Below are 20,522 nucleotides of genomic sequence, written 5' to 3'. Positions count from 1 at the left end.
ATTTAATAGTATAGGCGGAATCGAGCTTAAAGTCAACACTTTTTCGCGGGAAGGTTTCGATGTTGGACATTTTCAGGAATTCCTTATTCCCAAAAATGTGATTTTTGGGCTGAATGTGCGTGCTATTCAGCCCAGAATCACAAATTATTGTGCGAAGAACGTATCCTTCACTGCTGCAGTGACTGCCAATTTGACGTGCTCATAGGTCAATCCACCTTGCACGTACAACAGATAAGGCGGTCTGATCGGGCCATCTGCCGTCAATTCCAAGCTTGCGCCCTGAATGAAGGTTCCGGCAGCCATGATGACATCATCCTCGTAACCGGGCATATAGGCCGGAATCGGTTTGACCGCTGCGTTCACGGGGGAATATTTCTGGATCGTCTGAGCAAAAGCGATCATAGCTTCCTTGCTCGGGAGTGCGACCATTTGAATCAAATCAGTGCGCGGGCTGTCCCAAGCAGGGGTGGAAGATACGCCGCATTCTTCCAAGAGTCCAGCCGTATAGACTGCACCCTTCACCGCTTCACCGACAACATGGGGCGCCAGAAACAAACCTTGGTACATCTCCAGAAGGCTGTATAAGGAAGCTCCGGCTTCACGGCCGATTCCTGGAGTTGTCAGACGGTAGGCACACCGTTCGATCAGGTCTTCCCTGCCGGCGAGATAGCCGCCCATCTTCACGATGCCACCGCCCGGATTTTTGATGAGGGAGCCAGCAATCAGATCGGCCCCGACTTCGATCGGCTCCAGCGTTTCGACAAATTCCCCATAGCAATTGTCGACAAAAAAGACGGCTTCCGGCCCCACATGCGGCCGGATCGCTGCAATCATCTCTTTTATTTCATCGATCGTAAAGGAGGGTCTGGCTGCGTAGCCACGCGAGCGTTGAATCGCGATCATTTTTGTTTTGGGACCTATTTTCTCCAGAACCGTCGGAATATCCACTTTGCCGTCTGCACACAGATTGATATGCTGATAAGCGATATTGTACTCCTTTAAAGAGCCGATCCCGTTCCCGGTCAGACCGACAATATCCAAAAGGGTATCGTATGGTTTGCCGGTCACGTACATCAATTCATCCCCGGGCCGCAACACTCCGAAGAGCGCGGTTGAGATAGCGTGCGTTCCGGAAATGATTTGCGGCCTGACCAGAGCAGCTTCAGTTTGAAAAACCTCCGCATAGACTTTTTCCAGCGTATCGCGGCCGTCATCGTCATAGCCATAGCCTGTGCTCGGGTTAAAATGGTAATCGCTGACACGGTGCTTTCGGAAAGCCTCCAGCACCTTGCCTTGATTGAATAAAGCTTTTTCCTGTATCCCTTTAAAAACGGGCTGGATTTTGTTGTCTACTTTTTCGACTAACCCAGCCAGCCTTGCTTCTTTATTCGTCGCCTGCATCCGTTGCTTTGTCCCCTAACCATTTTGAATTGCTCTTAGCGTACCCTCTTAAACGGTAGGCGTTTGTTTCTTCTATATATTCGATGGATTCCACGAAGGTCTCTTGCTGCATTTTATTCATCGTGCGGGCTTCAGGGCCGCTGGCATCAAGGTCTTTGGTATAAGGAACCAACATTTTCGCGATTTCATCCCAGATGAAGTCCTTCAAACGGTTGATGTCGTCATCATCAAGTGCTGAAATGACGATATTTGGAAAGAGGCGCGGCTGGAAATCCGGACCGGCAAGATCGCGTTTGTTGTAGATCGTCAACATCGGTGTCTTGTCCATATCCAAATCCTTCAACAGGTCCAATACGGTTTTTTCATGTTCATCGATGAAGGAAGTCGAAGCATCGACCACGTGCAAAAATACATCCATATTACGGCTCTCTTCCAAGGTTGAATGGAAAGCATGGATTAACTGTGTCGGAAGATCCTGGATGAAGCCTACGGTATCGGTTATCGTAGCCTGGAATTGATTCGGCAACGTCAGCTTTCTTGTCAAAGGATCCAGAGTCGCGAACAACTTATCCTCTTCGAGCGTTGCTGCGTCGGTCAATCGATTGATGACCGTGGATTTCCCTGCATTCGTGTAACCGATCAAACCAATCTGGAAGACTTCGCTGGCATGGCGTTTTTCTCTTGCCCTTTGGCGGTGCAACTCTGTTTCTTCCAGTGTCTTCTTGATTTCCTGCATCTGGCTATGGATGTGTCTGCGATCGGTCTCGAGTTTAGTCTCACCGGGTCCTCTTGTTCCGATTCCCCCGCCCAGTCGGGATAAATTGGCGCCTTGGCCCATCAAACGCGGCAACAGATAACTCAACTGCGCTAAGGCTACCTGAAGTTTCCCTTCTTTGCTGCGGGCGCGCATCGCAAAGATGTCCAATATCAGTTGAACGCGATCGATGACTTTGCAATCGACACTCTCTTGGATGTTGCGTACATGTTTAGAAGAGAGTTCTTGCTGGAAAATGACGGTGTCCGCCTCCAGCTCTGCACACAAATTCACCAGCTCTTCCACTTTACCTTTGCCGATGACTGTCCGGGAATCTTTGCGATCCCTCTTTTGGGTCAATACTCCAACAACTTCCCCTAACGCGGTTTCGGTCAATTCCGCCAGTTCTCTCAGTTGATATTCAAAGGCTTCATCTGTTTGAGTCGTCTGAACGTTAACCAGAATAACTCTTTCTTTCGTATTTTCCATAAAATTTCCAACTTTCTTTTTTCGTTCTTTACAAACATCAGGCTAAGAACGACTCGACTGAATCTTCGATTTTCTGCATCTCTTGGTCGTTCTGAACCAGATCAAACCAAAGGATGCCGCTCATTCTGTTCCGGAACCAAGTCAACTGCCGTTTGGCATAGCGCCTTGAATTTTGCTTCAGCAGTTCTGTGGCTTCATCGAATGAGACCTCACCATTGAAATAAGCGAACCACTCCTTGTATCCGATGCCTCTTGTCGCCTGCGTCTTGGCCGGCAGCTGCTTGTCAAAGAGTGCTTTTGCTTCTTCAACCAATCCGCCTGCCACCATCAGATCAACGCGCCGGTTGATGCGCTCGTAAAGGACGCTTCGCTCGGTGTCAAGACCGATCAGCAGCGCATCATAATGAGGATCTGCTTCCCTGTCGGTCTGATCCGAGAAGCGTTTCCCGCTGAAGTGGATCACTTCCAGAGCCCGGATCACCCTTCTGCTGTTGTTCGGGTGGATCTGTTCGGCAGCTTTGGGATCTAGCTCCTGCAATTGCTTCCATATGTGCATGGCATCGGTCCGTTCCAGTTCTGCTTCCAGTTGTTTCCGGTAGTTGAGATCTTCGGCAGCAACCCCGCCGAACTGCATATCGAACAAAAGTCCTTCTATATAAAGTCCCGAACCCCCGACCACAATCGGAAGCTTGCCTTTTGCGATGATCGACTCGATGGACTGTCCCGCATCCCGTTTGAAGTCGGACGCAGTGTAATCCTGCTCTACCGGAACAATATCCAACAGATGATGCGGGATGCCCTCCGCTTCTTCCTCGGTCACTTTCGCGGTCCCGATGTCCAAGCCTTTGTACACCTGCATGGAGTCCCCATTGATGATTTCGCCGTTATATTTTTTTGCCAAACGGATGCTCAGTGCGGTTTTGCCGACTGCTGTCGGACCGACAATGACCATGATTTTAGCTAACTTTTCTTTTGTTGTTTCAGACACCCTGAATCACCTTTCTCATTTGCAGTGCGCGTTCCGGATAATCGGTGATCATCGAATCGATATTTTTGCGCAGACAGACCTGCATTTCGACTTTCCGGTTCACCGTCCAAACGCGAAGCGGGATCTTGGATTGTTCGAAAGGCGGCAGACTGCGCAAAATCGAGAATTTCGGATGCCACCCCTCTACAGGGATGCCTTCGCCCAGTTCCATTTGTTGCTTCCCCTTTTTACTGAAAAGCAGGGCAATTTTCGAGTCCTCGCGCAACGCCTTGATTTTTTTCAAGGTCTCATAATGGAAACTGGAGTAGATGACCGAAAAATGGGCAAGATAAGGCTCTGCCAAAGCAAGCACCTTTTCTTCGATTGCGGGGTATTGGAACACATCCGTCTTCAATTCAACATTCAGAACGCCTGTAAAATGATTCTCGGCCAAAAGGGTCAACACCTCTTGGAGTGTCGGGATGCGGGCATTGCTGTATTGCGGGTCGAACCAACTGCCGGCATCCAATTTTTTCAATTGATCCAACGTCATATCTTTGACATAGCCTTTCCCGGATGTCGTGCGGTCCACGGTCTCGTCATGGATGACCACGACCTCACCATCTTTAGTCAGATGGACGTCCAATTCTATGCCATCGCTTGCAACTTTCAGCGCTTCCTGAAAAGACTCCAGCGTATTTTCTGGTCGCGTCCCGCGACTGCCCCTGTGCGCGATAATTTTAGTGTATGCCAATCTCCCCACTCCTTCCGGTCTGCTCCTCTGCGCAGTTCTTCATTCAAGCTCTCAGGCTTTGTTTTTTTCGGTATCGGCCAACTCCAACAATTCTTTTGCGTGGGCCAATGAAAGTTCCGTGATATCGGTACCCGCCAACATACGTGCAACTTCGTTGATGCGTTCAGGCCCGAACAGCGGTTTGACATGTGTCTTTGTCCGTTCAGCGATGATCTCTTTTTCGATATAGAGATGCTGATCCGCCATAGCTGCCACTTGTGGAAGATGCGTGATGCAGAGCACTTGCGAGTAACTTGCCACCAAGTGGATCTTATTGGCGATTGCTTGTGCTACCCTGCCCGAAACACCGGTATCTACTTCATCAAAGATGATGCTGGTGATGCCTTGCGTTTTGGTGAAAATGGCTTTCATGGCCAACATCATCCGCGAAAGTTCGCCGCCGCTGGCCACCTTAGCCAATGCTTTCAGGGGTTCCCCGACGTTCGTCGCGATATAGAATTCCACGTGATCCAACCCGTTATCCGTAATCGCAATCTTCCCTGGCTGCGCATGGAAAACAGTCTTGAAAAGGACCTTTTCCATGTACAGTTCCTTTAACTGCAGTTGGATCTGTTCTTCCAGAATGACTGCAGCTTTTTCGCGGAGGGCTGTCAGTTGTTTGCCGATGGCCAGAATCTCTTCTTTTGCCTTGTTATAGTCCACGTTGAGTTTCTCGAGATAACTTTCCCGGTTTTCGATCAGATCCAGCTCGCGGGAAATTTTCTCGTAATGCCCCAGTACCTCGTTGATTGTGTTTCCGTATTTCCGCTTCAGCTGTCGGATCAATTCCAATCGGTTCTCGATTTCGTTTAAGCGCCCTTCATCGTAGGACAATTGCTCGATCTCCGACAGTATGTCCCCGGCGCATTCCTGCAGCTGGTAATACGCTGCCGAAACCGAGGCTGCGATTGTTTGATAGACTGGATTGATGTCCTGGACTTTCTCCAACGCCGCCATGCCGAGGCCGATTTTGTCGATGCCGTTCTCTTCGCTGTTCTGCAATGAATCGTAAGCACTCGTCAAAGCTTGCATGACTTTTTGATAATTGACGAGTAGGTTCCGTTCTTCCTCCAGTTTTTCATCCTCGGCAGGATCTATTAACTGCGCTTGCTCGATTTCCTGGATTTGGAAAGTCAGCAGGTCAATTCTTTGGACTGTTTCTTTCTCGTCAGTCTTCAATTGGATCAATTGCTTGCGTGTATCCACATATTGGGAATAGGCATGGAGGTAAAGCGTTTTGACCTCTTTCAGTTCATTCCCGGCAAATTGATCCAGCAGATCGATATGTTTTTGCGGATCCATCAATTCTTGATGCTCGTTCTGCCCATGGATATCGATCAGCGTTTCACCGACCTCACGCAGAGTCGCGACCGTTACGATGGTTCCGTTGACGCGGGAAATATTTTTTCCGTTCCGGGAAAGTTCCCGCTGCAGCAGAACTTGGTTCCCATCCGCTTCGATTCCATACGATTCCAGCACAGCCAGTGTCTTGGCGTTTTCGGGAATATTGAATAGCCCTTGAATGACCGTCTTGTTTTCGCCGTATCGAATCAAATCGTTGGATCCTCTTCCGCCGGCCAACAGACCTACGGCATCAATGATGATGGATTTCCCGGCTCCGGTTTCCCCCGTCAGCACGGTCATCCCCTCATCAAAACTCACTTGAAGATTTTCAATTATCGCAAAATTTTTAATGGACAACTCTTGTAACATTCCGCATTCCCCTTCGCAACAGTTCCTTGAAACACCTATTTATCGGAAATTGAGATCGCTTTGCTTTTCAGCTGCAGATAAGCCTCTTTAACCACTTGCGGGCTATCGATTTCTGGAGAGATGATACCCGGTGCATGACCATTGGCCTGCAAATGGACCAAAAATTCGATGTTTCCGGTTCCTCCAGTGATAGGCGAAAAGCTCAGATTTTTCACATCAAATCCGGTCAGGGAAGCAAACTCCAAGATATCCCGCAACACTTCATTATGGACTGCCGGGTCACTAACGATGCCTTTTTTGCCGATTTTCCCTCTTCCGGCTTCGAATTGCGGTTTGATCAGTGCAACGACGTCTCCGCCGACTACGATGATTTCCTTCAGAACCGGCAAAATCAGTTTCAAAGAAATGAAGGATACATCAATGGAAGCCATCTCTGGCTGTCCTTTTTCAAAATCCTGCAATTTGCTGTAACGGAAATTCACCCGTTCCATCACCTCAACCCGTTCATCCTGGCGCAATTTCCAATCCAATTGATTGTAGCCGACATCCAACGCATAACAAAGCTTAGCCCCATTTTGAAGCGCGACATCCGTAAAACCGCCAGTCGAGCTGCCGATATCCAAAAAGATTTTATCCCTGGGATCCACTCGGAATAATCCGATCGCTTTTTCAAGCTTCAAACCGCCACGGCTGACGTATTTCAATGTTTCTCCCTTTATGTGGAGGGTTTTCTCGACGGAAATTTTTTCGCCCGGTTTGTCGTAACGCTGGTTGTTTTCGTCATAGATTTGCCCTGCCATGATCAATCTTTTGGCTTTTTCACGGGAATCTGTCAAGCCTTGTTGTACTACAAGTAAATCCAATCTTTCTTTTTCCATGGTAATCTCCCGTTATATTCTGACGTAATCCAATAATTGGCGGAATACATTTATTTTATCCTCGGCATCGCCATAGGACAGCGCCACTCGATCCAGACAGTCTTCTGCTTGGTGGATGACGCCGTTCAGTTCCTGGATGGCTCCGGTGACACCCAATAAGGATGGGTATGTATTTTTATTCAACTCGGCATCGTGATGGATGGTTTTGCCTGTCTCAGCCTCATCCAATACGACATCCTTCAGGTCATTGTGGATCTGGTAAGCCAAACCCAAGTATCTGGAAAACTCTTCCATTTCGGTTGTGAATGGTTCATCCGCACCCGCGATGAGGCATCCCGCTGTGACAGCGTATCTTATCAATGCGCCGGTTTTTTTATCGTGCACTTGTTTCAATTCTTCTAGTGTCAGAGTCTTCTTTTCGCCCTCAACATCATCCATCTGTCCTGCGATCATTCCGTTCGGACCTGAGGCTTTCGCCAACAAGCCGATCAGTTTGACTTTTTTGTCTGCCGAAATGACAGAGGATTCCGCAAGGGTCTCGAAAGCAGCCGTCAACAAGGCGTCACCCGCAAGGATTGCGGTGGATTCTCCGAATACTTTATGCGAAGTCAAACGTCCGCGTCTGTAATCATCATTATCCATGGCCGGCAGGTCATCGTGGATCAGGGAATAAGTATGGATATATTCCAAAGCGGCTGCGGCTGCAAAGCCATCCGAAATCTCGCCGCCTGCCAGCGAAAGGGTCGCCAACACTAAAAGAGGGCGAATTCTTTTTCCGCCCCCCATTAAAGAATACGCCATCGCTTTGTGCAGATTTTCTTGCGAAGGCACATATGCATCCAATTCCGAGTAGAGGTAAGCATCGAATCGAGGCATCCATTCCGATTGAAATTCGCTGAGATTCATGCTTGTCATTCTCCTTCAGTTTGGGGTGTCTGCTCTTCAAAATTCGCTTCCGAACCATCCGGGTTGACGATTTTCGTCAACGTCTTTTCTGCATTGTTCAAAGTGTCTTGGCAATACTTGCTGAGGTCCATCCCGACCTTGAATTGCTCCAATGCCTCTTCCAGTGGAACATCACCTGCTTCCAGTCTGGTTACAATAGCTTCTAATTGGTTCATTGCTTCTTCAAAACTTACTTTCTTTTCGGCCATAATCATTTTCCTCCACCACTTGTTTTACTTCTGCGTCGGCATAACCGTCTGAAAAATTCACTTTCAATTTATCGCCGCTACGCAACTCTTTGACGGATGCGATTACGTTCCCGTCTTTTGTCGTATACGTGTATCCGCGCGACATGATCTTCAATGGACTCAACAAGTCCAATGATTGCATAGATGATATCATGCGTATTTCCTTCTGTTTCAGATAGCGATCCATGGCCCTTTGCAGTTCACCGGTGATCTGTTGCCTGCGATTGCTGGCCAGCTGCACTTCCCTTGCAGGATTGCGGTTTTCAAGGCGCAACTGCAATCGCTGCAGCTCATTGGAGCGCAAATGGATCTGCTGCTGCATTTGATTGGTCAGGCGTTGTTGTACCTGGTCCGCTTTGATGGCATAACCTTCATACATCCTCTCCGGTTGTCTGAAGATATAGGATTGTAGGGCACGATTCAAGCGTTGCTGTTGCATCGTGTGCAGATGCCGCATCTTTTGATAGAGCCTGTTGTCGATCTGATGGATATAACGGATGACATCGTTCAACACCGGCACAGACAACTCCGCCGCTGCTGTTGGAGTAGCGGCGCGTACATCCGCAACAAAGTCGGCCAACGTTGTATCTGTTTCATGCCCTACAGAAGAAATGACCGGGGCACTCATGGCCGCGATTTGGCGGACGACTGTTTCCTCGTTGAAGGACCAAAGATCTTCGATGGAGCCGCCACCCCTTGCGACGATGACCACATCAAAATCACCTTTATTCTCAATTGCTTGAAGATTCTTTATGATGTTGGCGGCGGAATCCTTTCCTTGCACAATGGTCGGATAGAGCACGAGTTGGACAATCGGATATCTTCTTTTCACAGTCGTCATGATGTCCCGGATGACTGCACCGCTTGGGCTGGTCACAATGGCGATGCGTTTCGGAAATAGTGGGAGCTGTTTCTTCGGCAGGGAAAACAACCCTTCGCGCGCTAATTTCTCCTTCAGTTCCGAGAACGCTTGGTACAAAGCACCGACGCCATCGGGTTCCATATGTTCGACCATGATATTGTAGGTTCCGCCCGATTCGTAGACATTCACCCGTCCGATGAGCATGACCTTCATCCCTTCCTTGGGTTTGAAGGTCAACTTGTCGAATCTGCCTTTGTACATCACTGCTGAGATGACAGCATGGTCATCCTTCAGGCTGAAGTATTGATGGCCCGGACGCGGACGATAATTGGATATTTCACCAGTAAGGTAGACACGCTCGAGATAGGGATCGGCATCAAATTTTCTTTTGATGTATTTGGTTAAAGCGGTGACGCTGAGATAGACAGGTTCCAACTTTGTGCCTCCTTGATTATTTTGCTTTATCGATTGTTTGTTGCAACAGCATCGTGATGGTCATCGGACCGACACCACCTGGAACTGGTGTGATGTGGCTTGCGATGCCCATTGCAGCAGCAGTATCCACGTCGCCGATCAATTTGCCTTCCGCACTGCGGTTCATCCCTACATCGATGACGACTGCGCCCTCTTTGATGAAATCAGCAGTGACGAAATGGCCTCTGCCGATCGCCGCAACCAGAATATCGGCTTCTTTAGCCAATTCTTTCAGGTTTTTAGTGCGGGAATGGGCGATTGTGACTGTCGCGTTTTCGTTCATAAGCATGATGGACATCGGTTTACCGACGATATTGCTGCGGCCGATTACCAATGCTTTTTTACCTTCAAGTTCAATGTTGTATTCTTCCAAAATCTTCATGATGCCGTACGGTGTGCAAGGCAAAGCCGATTCATTGCCGAGGAAGAAGTTCCCGACATTCATCGGATGGAAACCATCCACGTCTTTCTCATAACGGATGGCGCGCAAAACTTTTTGTTCATCTATGTGTTTCGGCAAAGGCAACTGGACCAGAATGCCGTGCATGCTGTCATCTTGGTTCTGCTTTTCAACTTCTGCCAGGAGATCTGCTTCGGAAATATCTGCCGCAAGACGAACGACACGCGAATTCATACCCATTGCTGCGGACTGCTTCTCTTTATTGCGGACATAAACTTGACTCGCTTTATCCTCGCCGACCAAAATGACGCAAAGACCCGGGGTTTTCCCTTCTGCTGTCAATGCTGCTACCTGTTCTTTCATCTGATCCTGCATTTTTTTGGCTAAGCCTTTTCCATCCATGATAATCGTTTCCATTAATCAATCTCCTTTTCCTTGGTGTTACCGTCTATTTTAACATATTATCTTTGATTACGGTTAGAAAAGCGGGTCCGGCATGCCCATATTCACCGACGTGAAAAAAAAAGAAAAACCCTTATGCCGAAGCATTAAGGATTTTCCGTTTTAGGAATGAGGTTGGACAATACGCCATTGATGAATTTGCTCGATTGTTCATCGCAATAAAGCTTCGAAATTTCGATTGCTTCATTCAACGCTACCCTTTGAGGTACTTGTTCCGTATCTCCCAACAGCATTTCATAAGCAGCAATCTGCATGATTAAAGCGTCTGCTTTGGCCAATCTGCCCACAGTCCAGTTCTTCAGGTAAGGTTGGATCGCTTCATCAATCGCCGCTTGATTGTCCAACACGCCATGCACTAATGTGACCAAATAAGGATAATCCTGAATTTCGACATCCTCTTCGCTGTTCCATTCCTCTGAATCGCTCAAAACTGCTTGTTTAATGGCTTCTTCAGGGGTCAATTCTTCGTTCGTTTTCAATTGGAAAAGGGCTTGAAGCGCCTTTTCCCGGATTTCTCTTCTGGTTAAATGGGAAGTGCTCACGCATTCTCCCCCAATTCTGTATCTAAATCAAGATAGGCATTATCTTCGGATTTCGGTGCGACAAGGCCGACCACATGGACGTTCACTTGCGACACTTCGAGATTGCTCATGTAAAGGACTTGTTCCTTCACTTTTTCTTGCATATCCAAAGCGACTTTCGGCACGGAGGTCCCGTATTTGATGTAACAGTACACGTCAATCGCCAAACCATTTTCATCGACTGTCAAATGTACACCTTTGTTATGGGCAGTGCGTCCCAATAATTCATTGACGCCGGTCTTGAAAGACCCTTGCATCGCATAAACACCTTCTACTTCATTCGCTGCAATACCCGCGATCACCTCAATCACTTCAGGAGCAATTTCAATCTCTCCCAGCGGAGCCGGACCGTTTGCTAAAGGAATATTTGTTTCTTCCATCATCTGTCATTCTCCTTTCTTGGGAATCATTATGCGCGGGATACGTACGAACCGTCCGTAGTGTTGACGATAAGCATATCATCCGCATTCACGAAGAATGGTACGTTGACCATCAATCCAGTCTCCATTTTAGCCGGTTTTGAACCGCCTGAAGCGGTATCGCCCTTAATCCCTGGCTCAGTTTCCTCCACTCGCAGGATTACTGTATTCGGAAGATCGACACCGATTGTTTCTGTTTCGTACATCAGGATGTTGACTTCCATATTTTCTTTCAGATAGTTCAATTCATATTCGATTTGGCTTGCATTCAATTCAATCTGTTCATAGTTTTCAGTGTCCATGAAGACGTAAGCACCGGCACTCTCGTAAAGAAATTGCATTTTACGGTTCGCGATATGCGCTTTTCCGACTTTTTCACCCGCACGGAAAGTTTTTTCCTGTACAGCTCCTGTGCGAAGATTTTTCAATTTTGAACGGACGAAAGCCGCACCTTTACCTGGCTTTACGTGTTGGAAATCGACAACTTTCCATAACCCTCCATCAATTTCGATCGTTAGGCCTGTCTTAAAATCATTTACTGAAATCATTAATAATTCCTCCTGTGGCAACTCATTTGAAATAAGTTTACCATTAATTTAGTTCGGATTCTATTTTTTTATAAAATAATCAATTCTTTTGGAGAATGTATCAAAATATCGTTGCCACCATCCCTGATAACAAGATCATCTTCAATCCGGACGCCGCCAAGACCGGCGAGATAAATGCCCGGTTCATTTGTAATGACATTTCCTGGCACAAGCACTTTCCCGGCTTTCTGCGATGTATTTGGTCCCTCATGTATCTCCAAACCGATACCGTGCCCATTGGAGTGTCCGAATGCTTCCCCGTACCCTAGTTCCGAAATATAATCGCGTGCGACACTATCGACTTCGATGCCTGTCATGCCGGCTTTGGCCGTTGCATTCACGCGTAATTGAGCGGCCAGAACGATATCGTAGATTTCCTTCAACTTTTCGTGCGGTTGGCCCACTGAAACCGTGCGGGTCATATCCGAAACATAGCCATTGTAATAGCAACCGAAATCCAGCGTCACGAAGTCGCCTTTTTCGATCAACTTCGGACTGGCAACACCATGCGGCATAGCGGAACGCATGCCGCTGGCGACAATCGTTTCGAAAGAAACGCCGCTAGCACCCAATTCGCGCATGTGGAAATCCAGGCGATTGGCGATCTCTATTTCCGAAACCCCCGGACGGATGTGGTCAAGGATGAACATGAAGCCGGCATCCGCAATTTCACAAGCCCGTCTGATGGTCTGAATTTCTGTTTCGTCTTTGACTTCACGCAATTCCTCGATGATGCCTGAAGCAGGAAGCAGATCGCACGTCACCAGGTCTTCCAAATCCTCGACACTGCGGAAAGACATGATGGCGTCTTCGAAGCCTAGAGACGAAAGTCCCTTTTCTTCCACAATCTTTTTCACTTCATCGAATATCGGCCCTTTATTCTGAATAATCTGAAACCCTTGCGCCTGTGAAGCGGCTTGCTGGGTATAACGGAAGTCGGTCACAAAAAAAGCTTCCTCTTGAGTGATGACCGCCAGACCGGTCGTACCCGTAAAATTGGAAACATAACGTAAGTTATATTGACTTGTCACCAGCATTGCATCCATCTTCTTCGCTTTGATGGCGGCCTGCAATTTTGAGACTCTACTCATTTCACATACTTCCTTCCAAAAAAAATAGCCTGTTTGTTTACAAACATACCTATCAAGTATATCAAAAAAGAGCCCGCATAGATAGAGGAAATATCGACCTCGCGCATGACAGCGTCGATCCACAGCAATTCCCCAAACAGCCAGCACGCAAAAACGCACAAACAAGCCGGCAGGTTATCGGCTTGTTTGTGCATCTCGATATAATGCATGGCTTCTCGTTCGTCGTAAAGCACGACTATCCCTGCTTATCACTCCGGAGACAGGATTTCCAACACCAATGTTTCGCTATAGGCATTTTGCAGGGTCACGGTCGCAGTGACTTTTCCGGTCGCATCTGCTACGCAGTGCACGATTCCTTCTTCGAAAGAAAGGACGGCTGGTACGGTCAGATTTTCCGGAGTCGATGCTTCATTTCGATTCTTCAGCCAATAGTCAGTGTAGGCCAACAAAGTTTGCGCTTTGTAGTGGTTTTCCGTCAATCTGTACAGATAGAACTGATTCTCATATACCCGGATAATCCCGAAAAGCATCATTTGTGAAAGGAACAGGTAGAAAATAGTGATCGGCAAAATGGAGCCGCCTTTTCTCCGAGAACGATCACTCTTAAATGGGTACCTTCGGTAAGATGAGATGCGCTCTGCGCATCTGGTTGTCCGAAAGCGTAGCCTGGATAGAAATCCCTTCATTGGTCACCTCATATTTCAGCGCTTTGACATGCAGCAACATCGGATGATAGCCTTCCCCATTTTTGTAACGGAGGACTTTATTGATTCGGAATTCATAGGTGTAGGCAGCCGTATCGGCCGGATTTTTCGATTTGGTGCGGATGGTCGTGCTGGTCTTTTGCGCCAGCAACTCATCCTCCAACTCATGCTCGAGTTGAATCAGGAAAAGATGCCATTCAGCCTCCTGGGTCTTCTCCATCTGGATATTCGCAGTGCGGATCACCTCCATGCCTCCCATCATCAGCAGGAGCACCATCGTATTGACTGTCAGTGCAAACGCCGCTTCCAACAAAGTGAATCCGGCTTGCGATTGTTTATGGACTTTCTGCTTGGATTTCTTCGGCACGCACCGTCACCCTTTCTGTCCCATCACCCCCGCTCACTATAAGCTTCGCGGTTTCCGGATTCCAAGTAGCCGTGAAGAGCATCCCTCCGGAAGTCTGACTTCCGATTGGGCTGCCTCCCTTGGCGATGACCTGCATCTGGTCCTGCGCGACCCGCCAATAGGCAACTTCGGTTCCCGCCGCTTTTAAATTCGTGAAAAATTGAACGGAATGTGGAAGCAGCACATAGAGCGAGATGCTGACCATAGCCAAGGCAATCAGACTTTCGAAAAGCATATAACCGCTGTTATCGTTTAGCTTTGTTGACTTCATAACGACCGCTCCCCAATTGGATTGTGATGGAATAACGATGTCGGGCCGTTTCCATGATGATGGTGTTAGGCTGCAGATACCCGCTGCCCCCTTTGATGAACCCGGTGTAGCCTTGAATCACTCTTGATCCTTCAGGCAACAGCAGCTTGCGGTTGATGTAACGATCCGATCCGGCCCCGTCTTTGAAAACAGCGTAATGCGTTGCCCCAATCGGACGCACGACATCCATATTGACGCCGTTCCCGGTGATGATCGCATAACTCTGAGCCGTGTGCAGCTCCGTCAGAAAATCGTCCAAAAAAAGATTGAACGCGAATTCATCCGTCGCGGTTTCCAATTGCGGACTCAGCAGTAGAATCATGGATGCGATCATCAGCACCAATAAACTTTCAAACAAAGTGAACCCGTCCTTATGCATCGTTCAACTCGTCATCACGGCGTGTCTTCTGTTACGATTGGTACCACTTCGCCGGCGGTTATCGTCAGTTTGGCGCTCGCTTCGTTCATTTGTTTCGCACTGATGTACCCTTTCGAATTCAATTCAGTGAAACTCGCCGCCTCTGTCCCCGTATCCAATTCGTACATGTTGGCCTGCGTCTGCACGACGACCGCCAGAGCGTCCGTGCCTTTAGTCTCGACGCTTTTCTTCGTGTTCGCCACGTTCGGGATAATCATCAGCATCAGCACAGAGATGATGAATAGAACCAGGACCATTTCCATAAGAGTAAAGGCTTCTTTATTTTTCAGTGTTTTTTTGATCGATTTCATTAATACATTCCTCCTAATGAGCTTAGCATCGGCATCAACAATATTAGATAAATCGCCATCACGATAACGGCCACCATGAGAAATAATATGGGCTGCAGCCAGCCGATTTTCTGTTCGATGTCCGCGATCAGCAGCCGGAAACATTCTTCGCTGTACATACTCAACTTGATCGGCAATTGACTAGTGAGCTCGCCGTGATAGATGATCCAGCCCATCTCCTCTTTGAAGATGGGATAACGCGTGATGATAGTCGTCAGGCTGTCGCCTTGCATCAGCCCTTCCTCCACCAATCCGGATATTTCCTTCATCCAGGCAGTCCCTTCATCGCCGCGCATCAACGAAACGATTTGGTTCAACTGCATACCGTTGCGGAAGAAATAAGCGTATTCGCGACTGAAGAAAAAGGAATAGTAGAGCTGGACCCATTTGCTGAAGAGCGGAATCCTGCAGAACAACAACGACTTTTGAAAAGCTGACTTCTTCTTCAAATAACTTTTTGCCAACAGGAACAAACTGGCGCCTAAGGCTAAATTTCCCAATATGATGAGCGGCAGGTTCTCCAGGTAAATCAAAATGATGCGGACCATCACGCCGGAACCTTGCTCCGAGGGCACCAGCATCGTTTCTAAACTGGGAAGCAGGACCTGCCTGATTGCAATCAGCATCCCGTTCGCGAACACCAGCAAAAACAACGGGTAGATCAAGACTTTTCTGAGCTTATGCAGCTGTTTGTCCTTTTCCGTCAGGAAGTCTGAACAAAACAGCAAAGTTTCCGTCAATTTCCCGTGAAGGAATGAAAGCCGCAGCTGCGAAACCACCTGCTCCGAAAAGCCGCATCCAGCCAATGCGTCCGCAAGATTGATGCCTGTTTCCAGTTTGGCCAGCATGCGCTGGATATCATCCACGCGCTTCGGCTGCATCATCTTCAGAAAAGCAAGCCCTTCGGACAACGAAAAGCCTTCCTTCAGCAATTCACCCAAGCGCCTCAGAAAATAAGCCTGTTCTTTTGCCTGCCAACGTTTTTCAGACGATATTCTCCAGGTAATTCTTTTCCGTAATGTATCCACATGCATAGGCTTTGCGCAATTTATCATTCAGTGTGACAAACCGCTTTCCATCCTCCTTGTTCTGCAGATGATTCTGCAGTTGGTTGCCTGCCAATATTTCGTAGATGGCAGCCGATTTTTCATTTACCTGATAATGGGAACAGTGAATCGTGCACTTACCGCAGCATAACGGACAATATTTTGCAATCAGACGTTGGGAGACGACAGCAAGCAGCGTCTGCTTCATTTGTTCGGAAGAAATCGCCAGTTCCCGCAGCCTTTCCAATACCCCGAACGACTCTTTGGCATGAATCGTTGCGATCACCAAGTGCCCAGTCAATGCGCTTCTCACAACCATTTTGGCTGTTTCCTCATCCCGGATTTCGCCTATGACAAGTATGTCCGGATGATGGCGCAGGCATTGGCGGATGAGCAAGTCGTATGTGATGCCCGCAGCTTCGTTCACTTCCGCCTGCAGAAACAGCGGTTCTTCAATTTCGACCGGATCTTCCATCGTAATAGCACGCGTTTTCTACTTACGGAAGATAGAAGAAGAAAACCTTGTTATTTCAACTGTTTGAGTTTCTTGTTATAAGATAACACCGGATGACAAAAGAATAAAAGGGGCAGAATCCGCCCCTTTTTTGCCCCTTTTTTATACAAAAAAAGCCTCCACCCGATTAAGAGTGAGAGGCTTTTTTGTCATTTGAATATAAAATGAGACTGGCCGATCTTGGGGGGATAGAAACCAGCCTCACTTAATAGATACGTATTTTGTAAGAATTGATTTTATTTATGGGTAAATTTTAATTCGTAATGATAAACTGAATTTCATCATCTGAAAAATTTGTATAATATGCTATTAAATCTTCTATGTTTAAAACGTTTAAATAAGGGTCTTTATCATTTTTATTTTTTTGAACGCAAGCATCTAGCGTAATATATTTTATACCTATACTCTTAGCATATGTTTTTAAGTTATCAATATAATACGTAGCTATCCCTTTTCTTCTGAGTTCATCCTCTCCAGTTTGAATATACCCTATCTTAATTGCATCGTTGGTAGATCTTGATATTCTCATTTTGCTATCGCGATATGACATATAAAAATCCATGGTGAATAGAATCTTACCGGATTTTTCTTTTACAAAAAATCTGCAGCCATTAACATTTCCATCTTCTTTATAAAAGAAATCAAAATTCAAATTATCGTAATTATTCAAAAGAATTTCTGGGAAACCCCAGTTCTTCACTGCTTCATCAAGTAAATTCATATAGTTACCCCTCATAAGTTTTACTTTAGGATACCATAAATAAAAATACCATAAGAGAAAACTGAAGTGGTTTGTGCAATATCTCTTGCGGATCTGGAAAGGTATTAAGAAAATATAAACAAAAAAAGTCCCCACCCGATTAAGAGTGAGGGTTTTTCGCTTGCTCGCATGCATCACTGAACTACCAATCGTTCGGTTTCAACTGAATTTTTCAGTCTGGCCAAAAAATATAGTTCGGATTATGCGTATTGTTTTGTGATTTTTGCGCCCTTCGACTCATCGTACCGAATCGCCACGCGTCCAACGCCACCTTCTAAATCCACTACAATAAGCCCCTGACCTTTATCACCCAGAATCAAGCAAGAACATGCCTGTTCGACCGCGATCACATTACCGGCCTTATATGGCCCATTTTCCGGATAAACGATCCAGGTCTGGCCTGCAGGAAGGTGCAGCGTGGAGGAAACGACGACCGGCTCTCTTTCGACTGCACGTTTATCGATCCATCCTAGACTAGTATTGATGTACTCACCGGATGCATTTTCTTCGATCACTGGGATCGTGCTACCAATAAACGCATCTGTTGTGCCCCAGTTCGCGAAGCCTGGTTCACCCCATGGCCGGGAGTCAATCGAATAGCCGCCGACCTTCACGGTGACGTTGTAGCTGACTGGCACGCGTGCAGGAACGTCAATCAAGGCCCTCTTGTCAATCCATCCGACTTTGATGCCATTGGCGTATTCGCCGCTGCCGTTTTCTTCGTAAATTGAGATGACATTGCCAATAATGTCGTCTGTTTTGCCCCAATTAACTAGACCAGGTTCGCCCCAGGGATTGGAATCAATCGAGTATCCAGGGTAAGCGACCATTTTATTATAATTTACAGGGACACGCATCGGCGCAACTGGTTCCGACGCCGCAACTGCGGATTGCCCCAACCTCGCGCGAAATGCATCCATTTGTTCTTTCGAATAACCTGGGCAGGCCGAATTATTATAAACTTCCCAGTGTCCCTTGACTTTGCTTGCTGGCACGCTCAAATCCCCCATGATTTTGCGCGTCAGCCACTCACGTGCATCAATCTGCGCCTGGGAGTAATCATTGCCGTTTCCGGCCTCCACGCTGATGTGAACGCAATAGCCGTTATTATTATAGACTCCCCAAGTGATTCGCTCGTAGTCGTAGTTTTGCCAGATATTACCATCGGCGTCGATGTAAAAATGATACCCACCCCGATCCCAACCAAGCGTATTTTTCCAATATTCTTCATGACCAGTGATAAATTTACGCACCTTACGCATGACAGCCGAATAGTGCCATACGATTGTCGTTATTGCCGATCGGTTGCGATCCTTGCTTTGTCCACCTAGTGCGGAAGCGCGTCTATCATTAATTGCGTAAGTCATCATTTTTCCTCCTTATTTCTTACCGGGAAATACTTGTCCTTTTTAGCAGCGATCTCATTATCCAACCAGTTAAGTAACCACATTGGGAAATGTTTTTCCCAGCCCAGGACTGCGAAATTAGCCACCAACGAATAGAAGTTATGGTAGATAAATGCTGCTGTGATGATCACAAAAATCACGCTTCCGGTATTGAACAAGAAATCAAAACCATATCCGGCTGCGCACATCCCGATGATGATCACGTCTCTGATCGCAGAGTCAATCGCAACCGAACTGGAATTTTTTTGAACCGGCGACTTCGTGGCTAGACGACTGCCGACAATCCATTCCATGGCGATGACCCCGATCAGAATGCTTATTAATACAGTGTGATTCATGCTCCACTCTGATTTGAAAATCCATTGTGGAATGGCAATAGTCAAACCTCCCGAAACTGCCCCAAATATCCACGATCCATCAACGTTCATTTTTGACAGCTGACCTTTAAGCAAATTCATTATTTCCGTCATTTTCCACTCTCCTTTTCCCATAATAAAAAGACAGCCACTAGGACTGTCTTTTTTTGTTCATTCTGAATATGCATCTATCTCACTCATGTCAACAGAGATTAACCCTTCATCTACATTAAGAAGCTCTGCAACACGTCTTTGAAAATCTCGATCTGGGTACTCTAGATTACCTATCAAGTTACTTTGCTCGATTATTCTTTCGATTCTTTCCTTCTCAATTGAATCCTCAATGTTCACTGAGATATCCGAAAGATAGGTATAATTTTCTGAGTATGAATAGTCAACTGAAATTTCTATCATCTGAAAAACCCCTTTATTTTTATTATAACAAACGGGATTCCCATTTTTATACAGTTGACCTGTTGAATCAATAATAAAAAGGCTGCCCGGATGGACAACCTTCTTTTGCCTTGCTATTTGACAGTCAGAAGTGCCACTAAAAAAGCGACTTTATCTTCTGGGCTCATTTTGTGAAAATCGTTCATATTGTTCCTCCTATGGTCGATGTAGAATGGTAACTTTCCCCATTCACCTAAGGCTAACCCTATTGGATTTCACTTGTCAATCGCGACTTTTAAAGTTGCGGCGTTGCTAAAATCATCGCTTTTTCTTCTTCAGTAATCCGGCCTTTCGTGACCTGCGTCGATAGATACGCTTCGTCAACTTTCCCCATAATCCACATGTTTAATAAAAATGCATACATATCATTCATCTCCATTTCTCCTATTCCATCATCAGTAATAACAACGTATTTTCCAACATTTCAATCCGTTCAGCTTCGCTTGGCGCTTGCGGTATCGGCTCTGGTGCTTGTCCACCTTCCACCCATTCCATTCCTGTCCACCTCGGCAGATACAAGCCTTGCGGCGGCGCTTCTTCGACATACTGCAGATCAAGCTGCGAATTGCCTTCTGCATCCAATGCCGGCTGAATTTCTTCAACCTGTATGATGATTCCTTCTTCATCGGTCACATCAACCAGGACTGTTTCCATCAAACAAGGATGGCTTTCAAAAAGCACATCCTCCAAAAAGTTGCCTGTTGTGGTGTCGGTTTTTCTGAATAGTTTCATGTT

General features: G+C 46.9%; 28 protein-coding genes. All 28 read right to left on the bottom strand.

What is annotated here, in order from left to right; genetic code table 11:
* Positions 1 to 144: 144 nt before the first annotated feature.
* The gene (locus AC0J5I_RS11690; protein ID WP_475299947.1) at positions 145 to 1,401 is read right to left on the bottom strand and encodes a methionine gamma-lyase family protein; all 1,257 of its coding nucleotides are present in this window, start codon (positions 1,399 to 1,401) and stop codon (positions 145 to 147) included.
* On the bottom strand, positions 1,385 to 2,644 hold the full coding sequence (gene hflX / locus AC0J5I_RS11685; RefSeq protein ID WP_107995151.1) for a GTPase HflX: 1,260 nt from the start codon (positions 2,642 to 2,644) through the stop codon (positions 1,385 to 1,387). Before hflX ends, AC0J5I_RS11690 begins: the two co-directional genes overlap by 17 nt.
* A 37-nt stretch (positions 2,645 to 2,681) precedes the next feature.
* Complete coding sequence (miaA, locus tag AC0J5I_RS11680; RefSeq protein WP_475299944.1) at positions 2,682 to 3,632, bottom strand: tRNA (adenosine(37)-N6)-dimethylallyltransferase MiaA; 951 nt, start codon at positions 3,630 to 3,632, stop codon at positions 2,682 to 2,684.
* Entirely contained in the window at positions 3,625 to 4,374 is a 750-nt protein-coding gene (locus AC0J5I_RS11675; protein ID WP_407701476.1) for a glycerophosphodiester phosphodiesterase, read from the bottom strand. Before AC0J5I_RS11675 ends, miaA begins: the two co-directional genes overlap by 8 nt.
* A 42-nt stretch (positions 4,375 to 4,416) precedes the next feature.
* The gene (gene recN, locus AC0J5I_RS11670) at positions 4,417 to 6,117 is read right to left on the bottom strand and encodes a DNA repair protein RecN (protein WP_475299942.1); all 1,701 of its coding nucleotides are present in this window, start codon (positions 6,115 to 6,117) and stop codon (positions 4,417 to 4,419) included.
* Between the two features lie 35 nt (positions 6,118 to 6,152).
* On the bottom strand, positions 6,153 to 6,995 hold the full coding sequence (locus AC0J5I_RS11665) for a TlyA family RNA methyltransferase (RefSeq protein WP_475299940.1): 843 nt from the start codon (positions 6,993 to 6,995) through the stop codon (positions 6,153 to 6,155).
* Positions 6,996 to 7,007: 12 nt separating this feature from the next.
* A complete protein-coding gene (locus AC0J5I_RS11660; protein WP_475299938.1) occupies positions 7,008 to 7,901 on the bottom strand; it encodes a polyprenyl synthetase family protein in 894 nt (297 codons plus the stop codon).
* A gap of 5 nt (positions 7,902 to 7,906) precedes the next feature.
* The gene (locus tag AC0J5I_RS11655) at positions 7,907 to 8,149 is read right to left on the bottom strand and encodes an exodeoxyribonuclease VII small subunit (protein WP_475299936.1); all 243 of its coding nucleotides are present in this window, start codon (positions 8,147 to 8,149) and stop codon (positions 7,907 to 7,909) included.
* A complete protein-coding gene (gene xseA, locus AC0J5I_RS11650; protein ID WP_107995145.1) occupies positions 8,124 to 9,485 on the bottom strand; it encodes an exodeoxyribonuclease VII large subunit in 1,362 nt (453 codons plus the stop codon). The genes AC0J5I_RS11655 and xseA overlap by 26 nt, the downstream gene beginning before the upstream one ends.
* A 16-nt stretch (positions 9,486 to 9,501) precedes the next feature.
* Entirely contained in the window at positions 9,502 to 10,341 is an 840-nt protein-coding gene (gene folD, locus AC0J5I_RS11645) for a bifunctional methylenetetrahydrofolate dehydrogenase/methenyltetrahydrofolate cyclohydrolase FolD (RefSeq protein ID WP_107995144.1), read from the bottom strand.
* Positions 10,342 to 10,472: 131 nt separating this feature from the next.
* Entirely contained in the window at positions 10,473 to 10,928 is a 456-nt protein-coding gene (gene nusB / locus AC0J5I_RS11640) for a transcription antitermination factor NusB (protein WP_107995143.1), read from the bottom strand.
* Positions 10,925 to 11,350: an Asp23/Gls24 family envelope stress response protein gene (locus AC0J5I_RS11635; RefSeq protein WP_086984690.1), complete on the bottom strand. Its 426-nt coding sequence runs from the start codon at positions 11,348 to 11,350 to the stop codon at positions 10,925 to 10,927. Before AC0J5I_RS11635 ends, nusB begins: the two co-directional genes overlap by 4 nt.
* 26 nt (positions 11,351 to 11,376) lie before the next feature.
* Positions 11,377 to 11,934: an elongation factor P gene (gene efp, locus AC0J5I_RS11630; protein ID WP_086984689.1), complete on the bottom strand. Its 558-nt coding sequence runs from the start codon at positions 11,932 to 11,934 to the stop codon at positions 11,377 to 11,379.
* 68 nt (positions 11,935 to 12,002) lie between these two features.
* Entirely contained in the window at positions 12,003 to 13,064 is a 1,062-nt protein-coding gene (locus AC0J5I_RS11625; protein WP_107995142.1) for a M24 family metallopeptidase, read from the bottom strand.
* Complete coding sequence (locus AC0J5I_RS11620; protein WP_107995141.1) at positions 13,061 to 13,297, bottom strand: hypothetical protein; 237 nt, start codon at positions 13,295 to 13,297, stop codon at positions 13,061 to 13,063. The genes AC0J5I_RS11625 and AC0J5I_RS11620 overlap by 4 nt, the downstream gene beginning before the upstream one ends.
* A 15-nt stretch (positions 13,298 to 13,312) precedes the next feature.
* Positions 13,313 to 13,633 carry a hypothetical protein gene (locus AC0J5I_RS11615; RefSeq protein ID WP_107995140.1) on the bottom strand — a complete coding sequence of 107 codons (321 nt, stop codon included), beginning with the start codon at positions 13,631 to 13,633 and terminating at the stop codon, positions 13,313 to 13,315.
* A 34-nt stretch (positions 13,634 to 13,667) separates the two neighbouring features.
* Positions 13,668 to 14,135, bottom strand: coding sequence for a competence type IV pilus minor pilin ComGF (comGF, locus tag AC0J5I_RS11610; protein WP_475299928.1), 468 nt, complete (start codon positions 14,133 to 14,135; stop codon positions 13,668 to 13,670).
* Positions 14,104 to 14,445: a hypothetical protein gene (locus AC0J5I_RS11605; RefSeq protein ID WP_107995138.1), complete on the bottom strand. Its 342-nt coding sequence runs from the start codon at positions 14,443 to 14,445 to the stop codon at positions 14,104 to 14,106. Before AC0J5I_RS11605 ends, comGF begins: the two co-directional genes overlap by 32 nt.
* Positions 14,420 to 14,863 carry a prepilin-type N-terminal cleavage/methylation domain-containing protein gene (locus tag AC0J5I_RS11600; protein ID WP_475299927.1) on the bottom strand — a complete coding sequence of 148 codons (444 nt, stop codon included), beginning with the start codon at positions 14,861 to 14,863 and terminating at the stop codon, positions 14,420 to 14,422. Before AC0J5I_RS11600 ends, AC0J5I_RS11605 begins: the two co-directional genes overlap by 26 nt.
* A 14-nt stretch (positions 14,864 to 14,877) precedes the next feature.
* Positions 14,878 to 15,213, bottom strand: coding sequence for a competence type IV pilus major pilin ComGC (gene comGC, locus AC0J5I_RS11595; protein ID WP_107995136.1), 336 nt, complete (start codon positions 15,211 to 15,213; stop codon positions 14,878 to 14,880).
* Complete coding sequence (gene comGB / locus AC0J5I_RS11590; RefSeq protein ID WP_475299926.1) at positions 15,213 to 16,280, bottom strand: competence type IV pilus assembly protein ComGB; 1,068 nt, start codon at positions 16,278 to 16,280, stop codon at positions 15,213 to 15,215. The genes comGC and comGB overlap by 1 nt, the downstream gene beginning before the upstream one ends.
* Positions 16,237 to 16,773, bottom strand: a complete 537-nt coding sequence (locus tag AC0J5I_RS11585; RefSeq protein ID WP_475299925.1) for an ATPase, T2SS/T4P/T4SS family — start codon at positions 16,771 to 16,773, stop codon at positions 16,237 to 16,239. Before AC0J5I_RS11585 ends, comGB begins: the two co-directional genes overlap by 44 nt.
* 292 nt (positions 16,774 to 17,065) lie before the next feature.
* Positions 17,066 to 17,533 carry a hypothetical protein gene (locus tag AC0J5I_RS11580; RefSeq protein WP_475299924.1) on the bottom strand — a complete coding sequence of 156 codons (468 nt, stop codon included), beginning with the start codon at positions 17,531 to 17,533 and terminating at the stop codon, positions 17,066 to 17,068.
* A gap of 239 nt (positions 17,534 to 17,772) precedes the next feature.
* Complete coding sequence (locus AC0J5I_RS11575; RefSeq protein ID WP_475299923.1) at positions 17,773 to 18,939, bottom strand: peptidoglycan recognition protein family protein; 1,167 nt, start codon at positions 18,937 to 18,939, stop codon at positions 17,773 to 17,775.
* On the bottom strand, positions 18,939 to 19,448 hold the full coding sequence (locus tag AC0J5I_RS11570; RefSeq protein WP_475299922.1) for a phage holin family protein: 510 nt from the start codon (positions 19,446 to 19,448) through the stop codon (positions 18,939 to 18,941). The genes AC0J5I_RS11575 and AC0J5I_RS11570 overlap by 1 nt, the downstream gene beginning before the upstream one ends.
* Positions 19,449 to 19,505: 57 nt before the next feature.
* A complete protein-coding gene (locus tag AC0J5I_RS11565; protein WP_475299921.1) occupies positions 19,506 to 19,748 on the bottom strand; it encodes a hypothetical protein in 243 nt (80 codons plus the stop codon).
* A 274-nt stretch (positions 19,749 to 20,022) separates the two neighbouring features.
* The gene (locus AC0J5I_RS11560; RefSeq protein ID WP_475299920.1) at positions 20,023 to 20,160 is read right to left on the bottom strand and encodes a hypothetical protein; all 138 of its coding nucleotides are present in this window, start codon (positions 20,158 to 20,160) and stop codon (positions 20,023 to 20,025) included.
* 11 nt (positions 20,161 to 20,171) lie between these two features.
* Complete coding sequence (locus AC0J5I_RS11555) at positions 20,172 to 20,519, bottom strand: hypothetical protein (protein WP_475299919.1); 348 nt, start codon at positions 20,517 to 20,519, stop codon at positions 20,172 to 20,174.
* Positions 20,520 to 20,522 lie beyond the last annotated feature (3 nt).

It is taken from the genome of Trichococcus sp. TS_SC_9 (assembly GCF_056156325.1).
The sequence above is the reverse complement of the archived record's forward strand: the minus strand, read 5'-3'. Positions and strand labels throughout refer to the sequence as shown.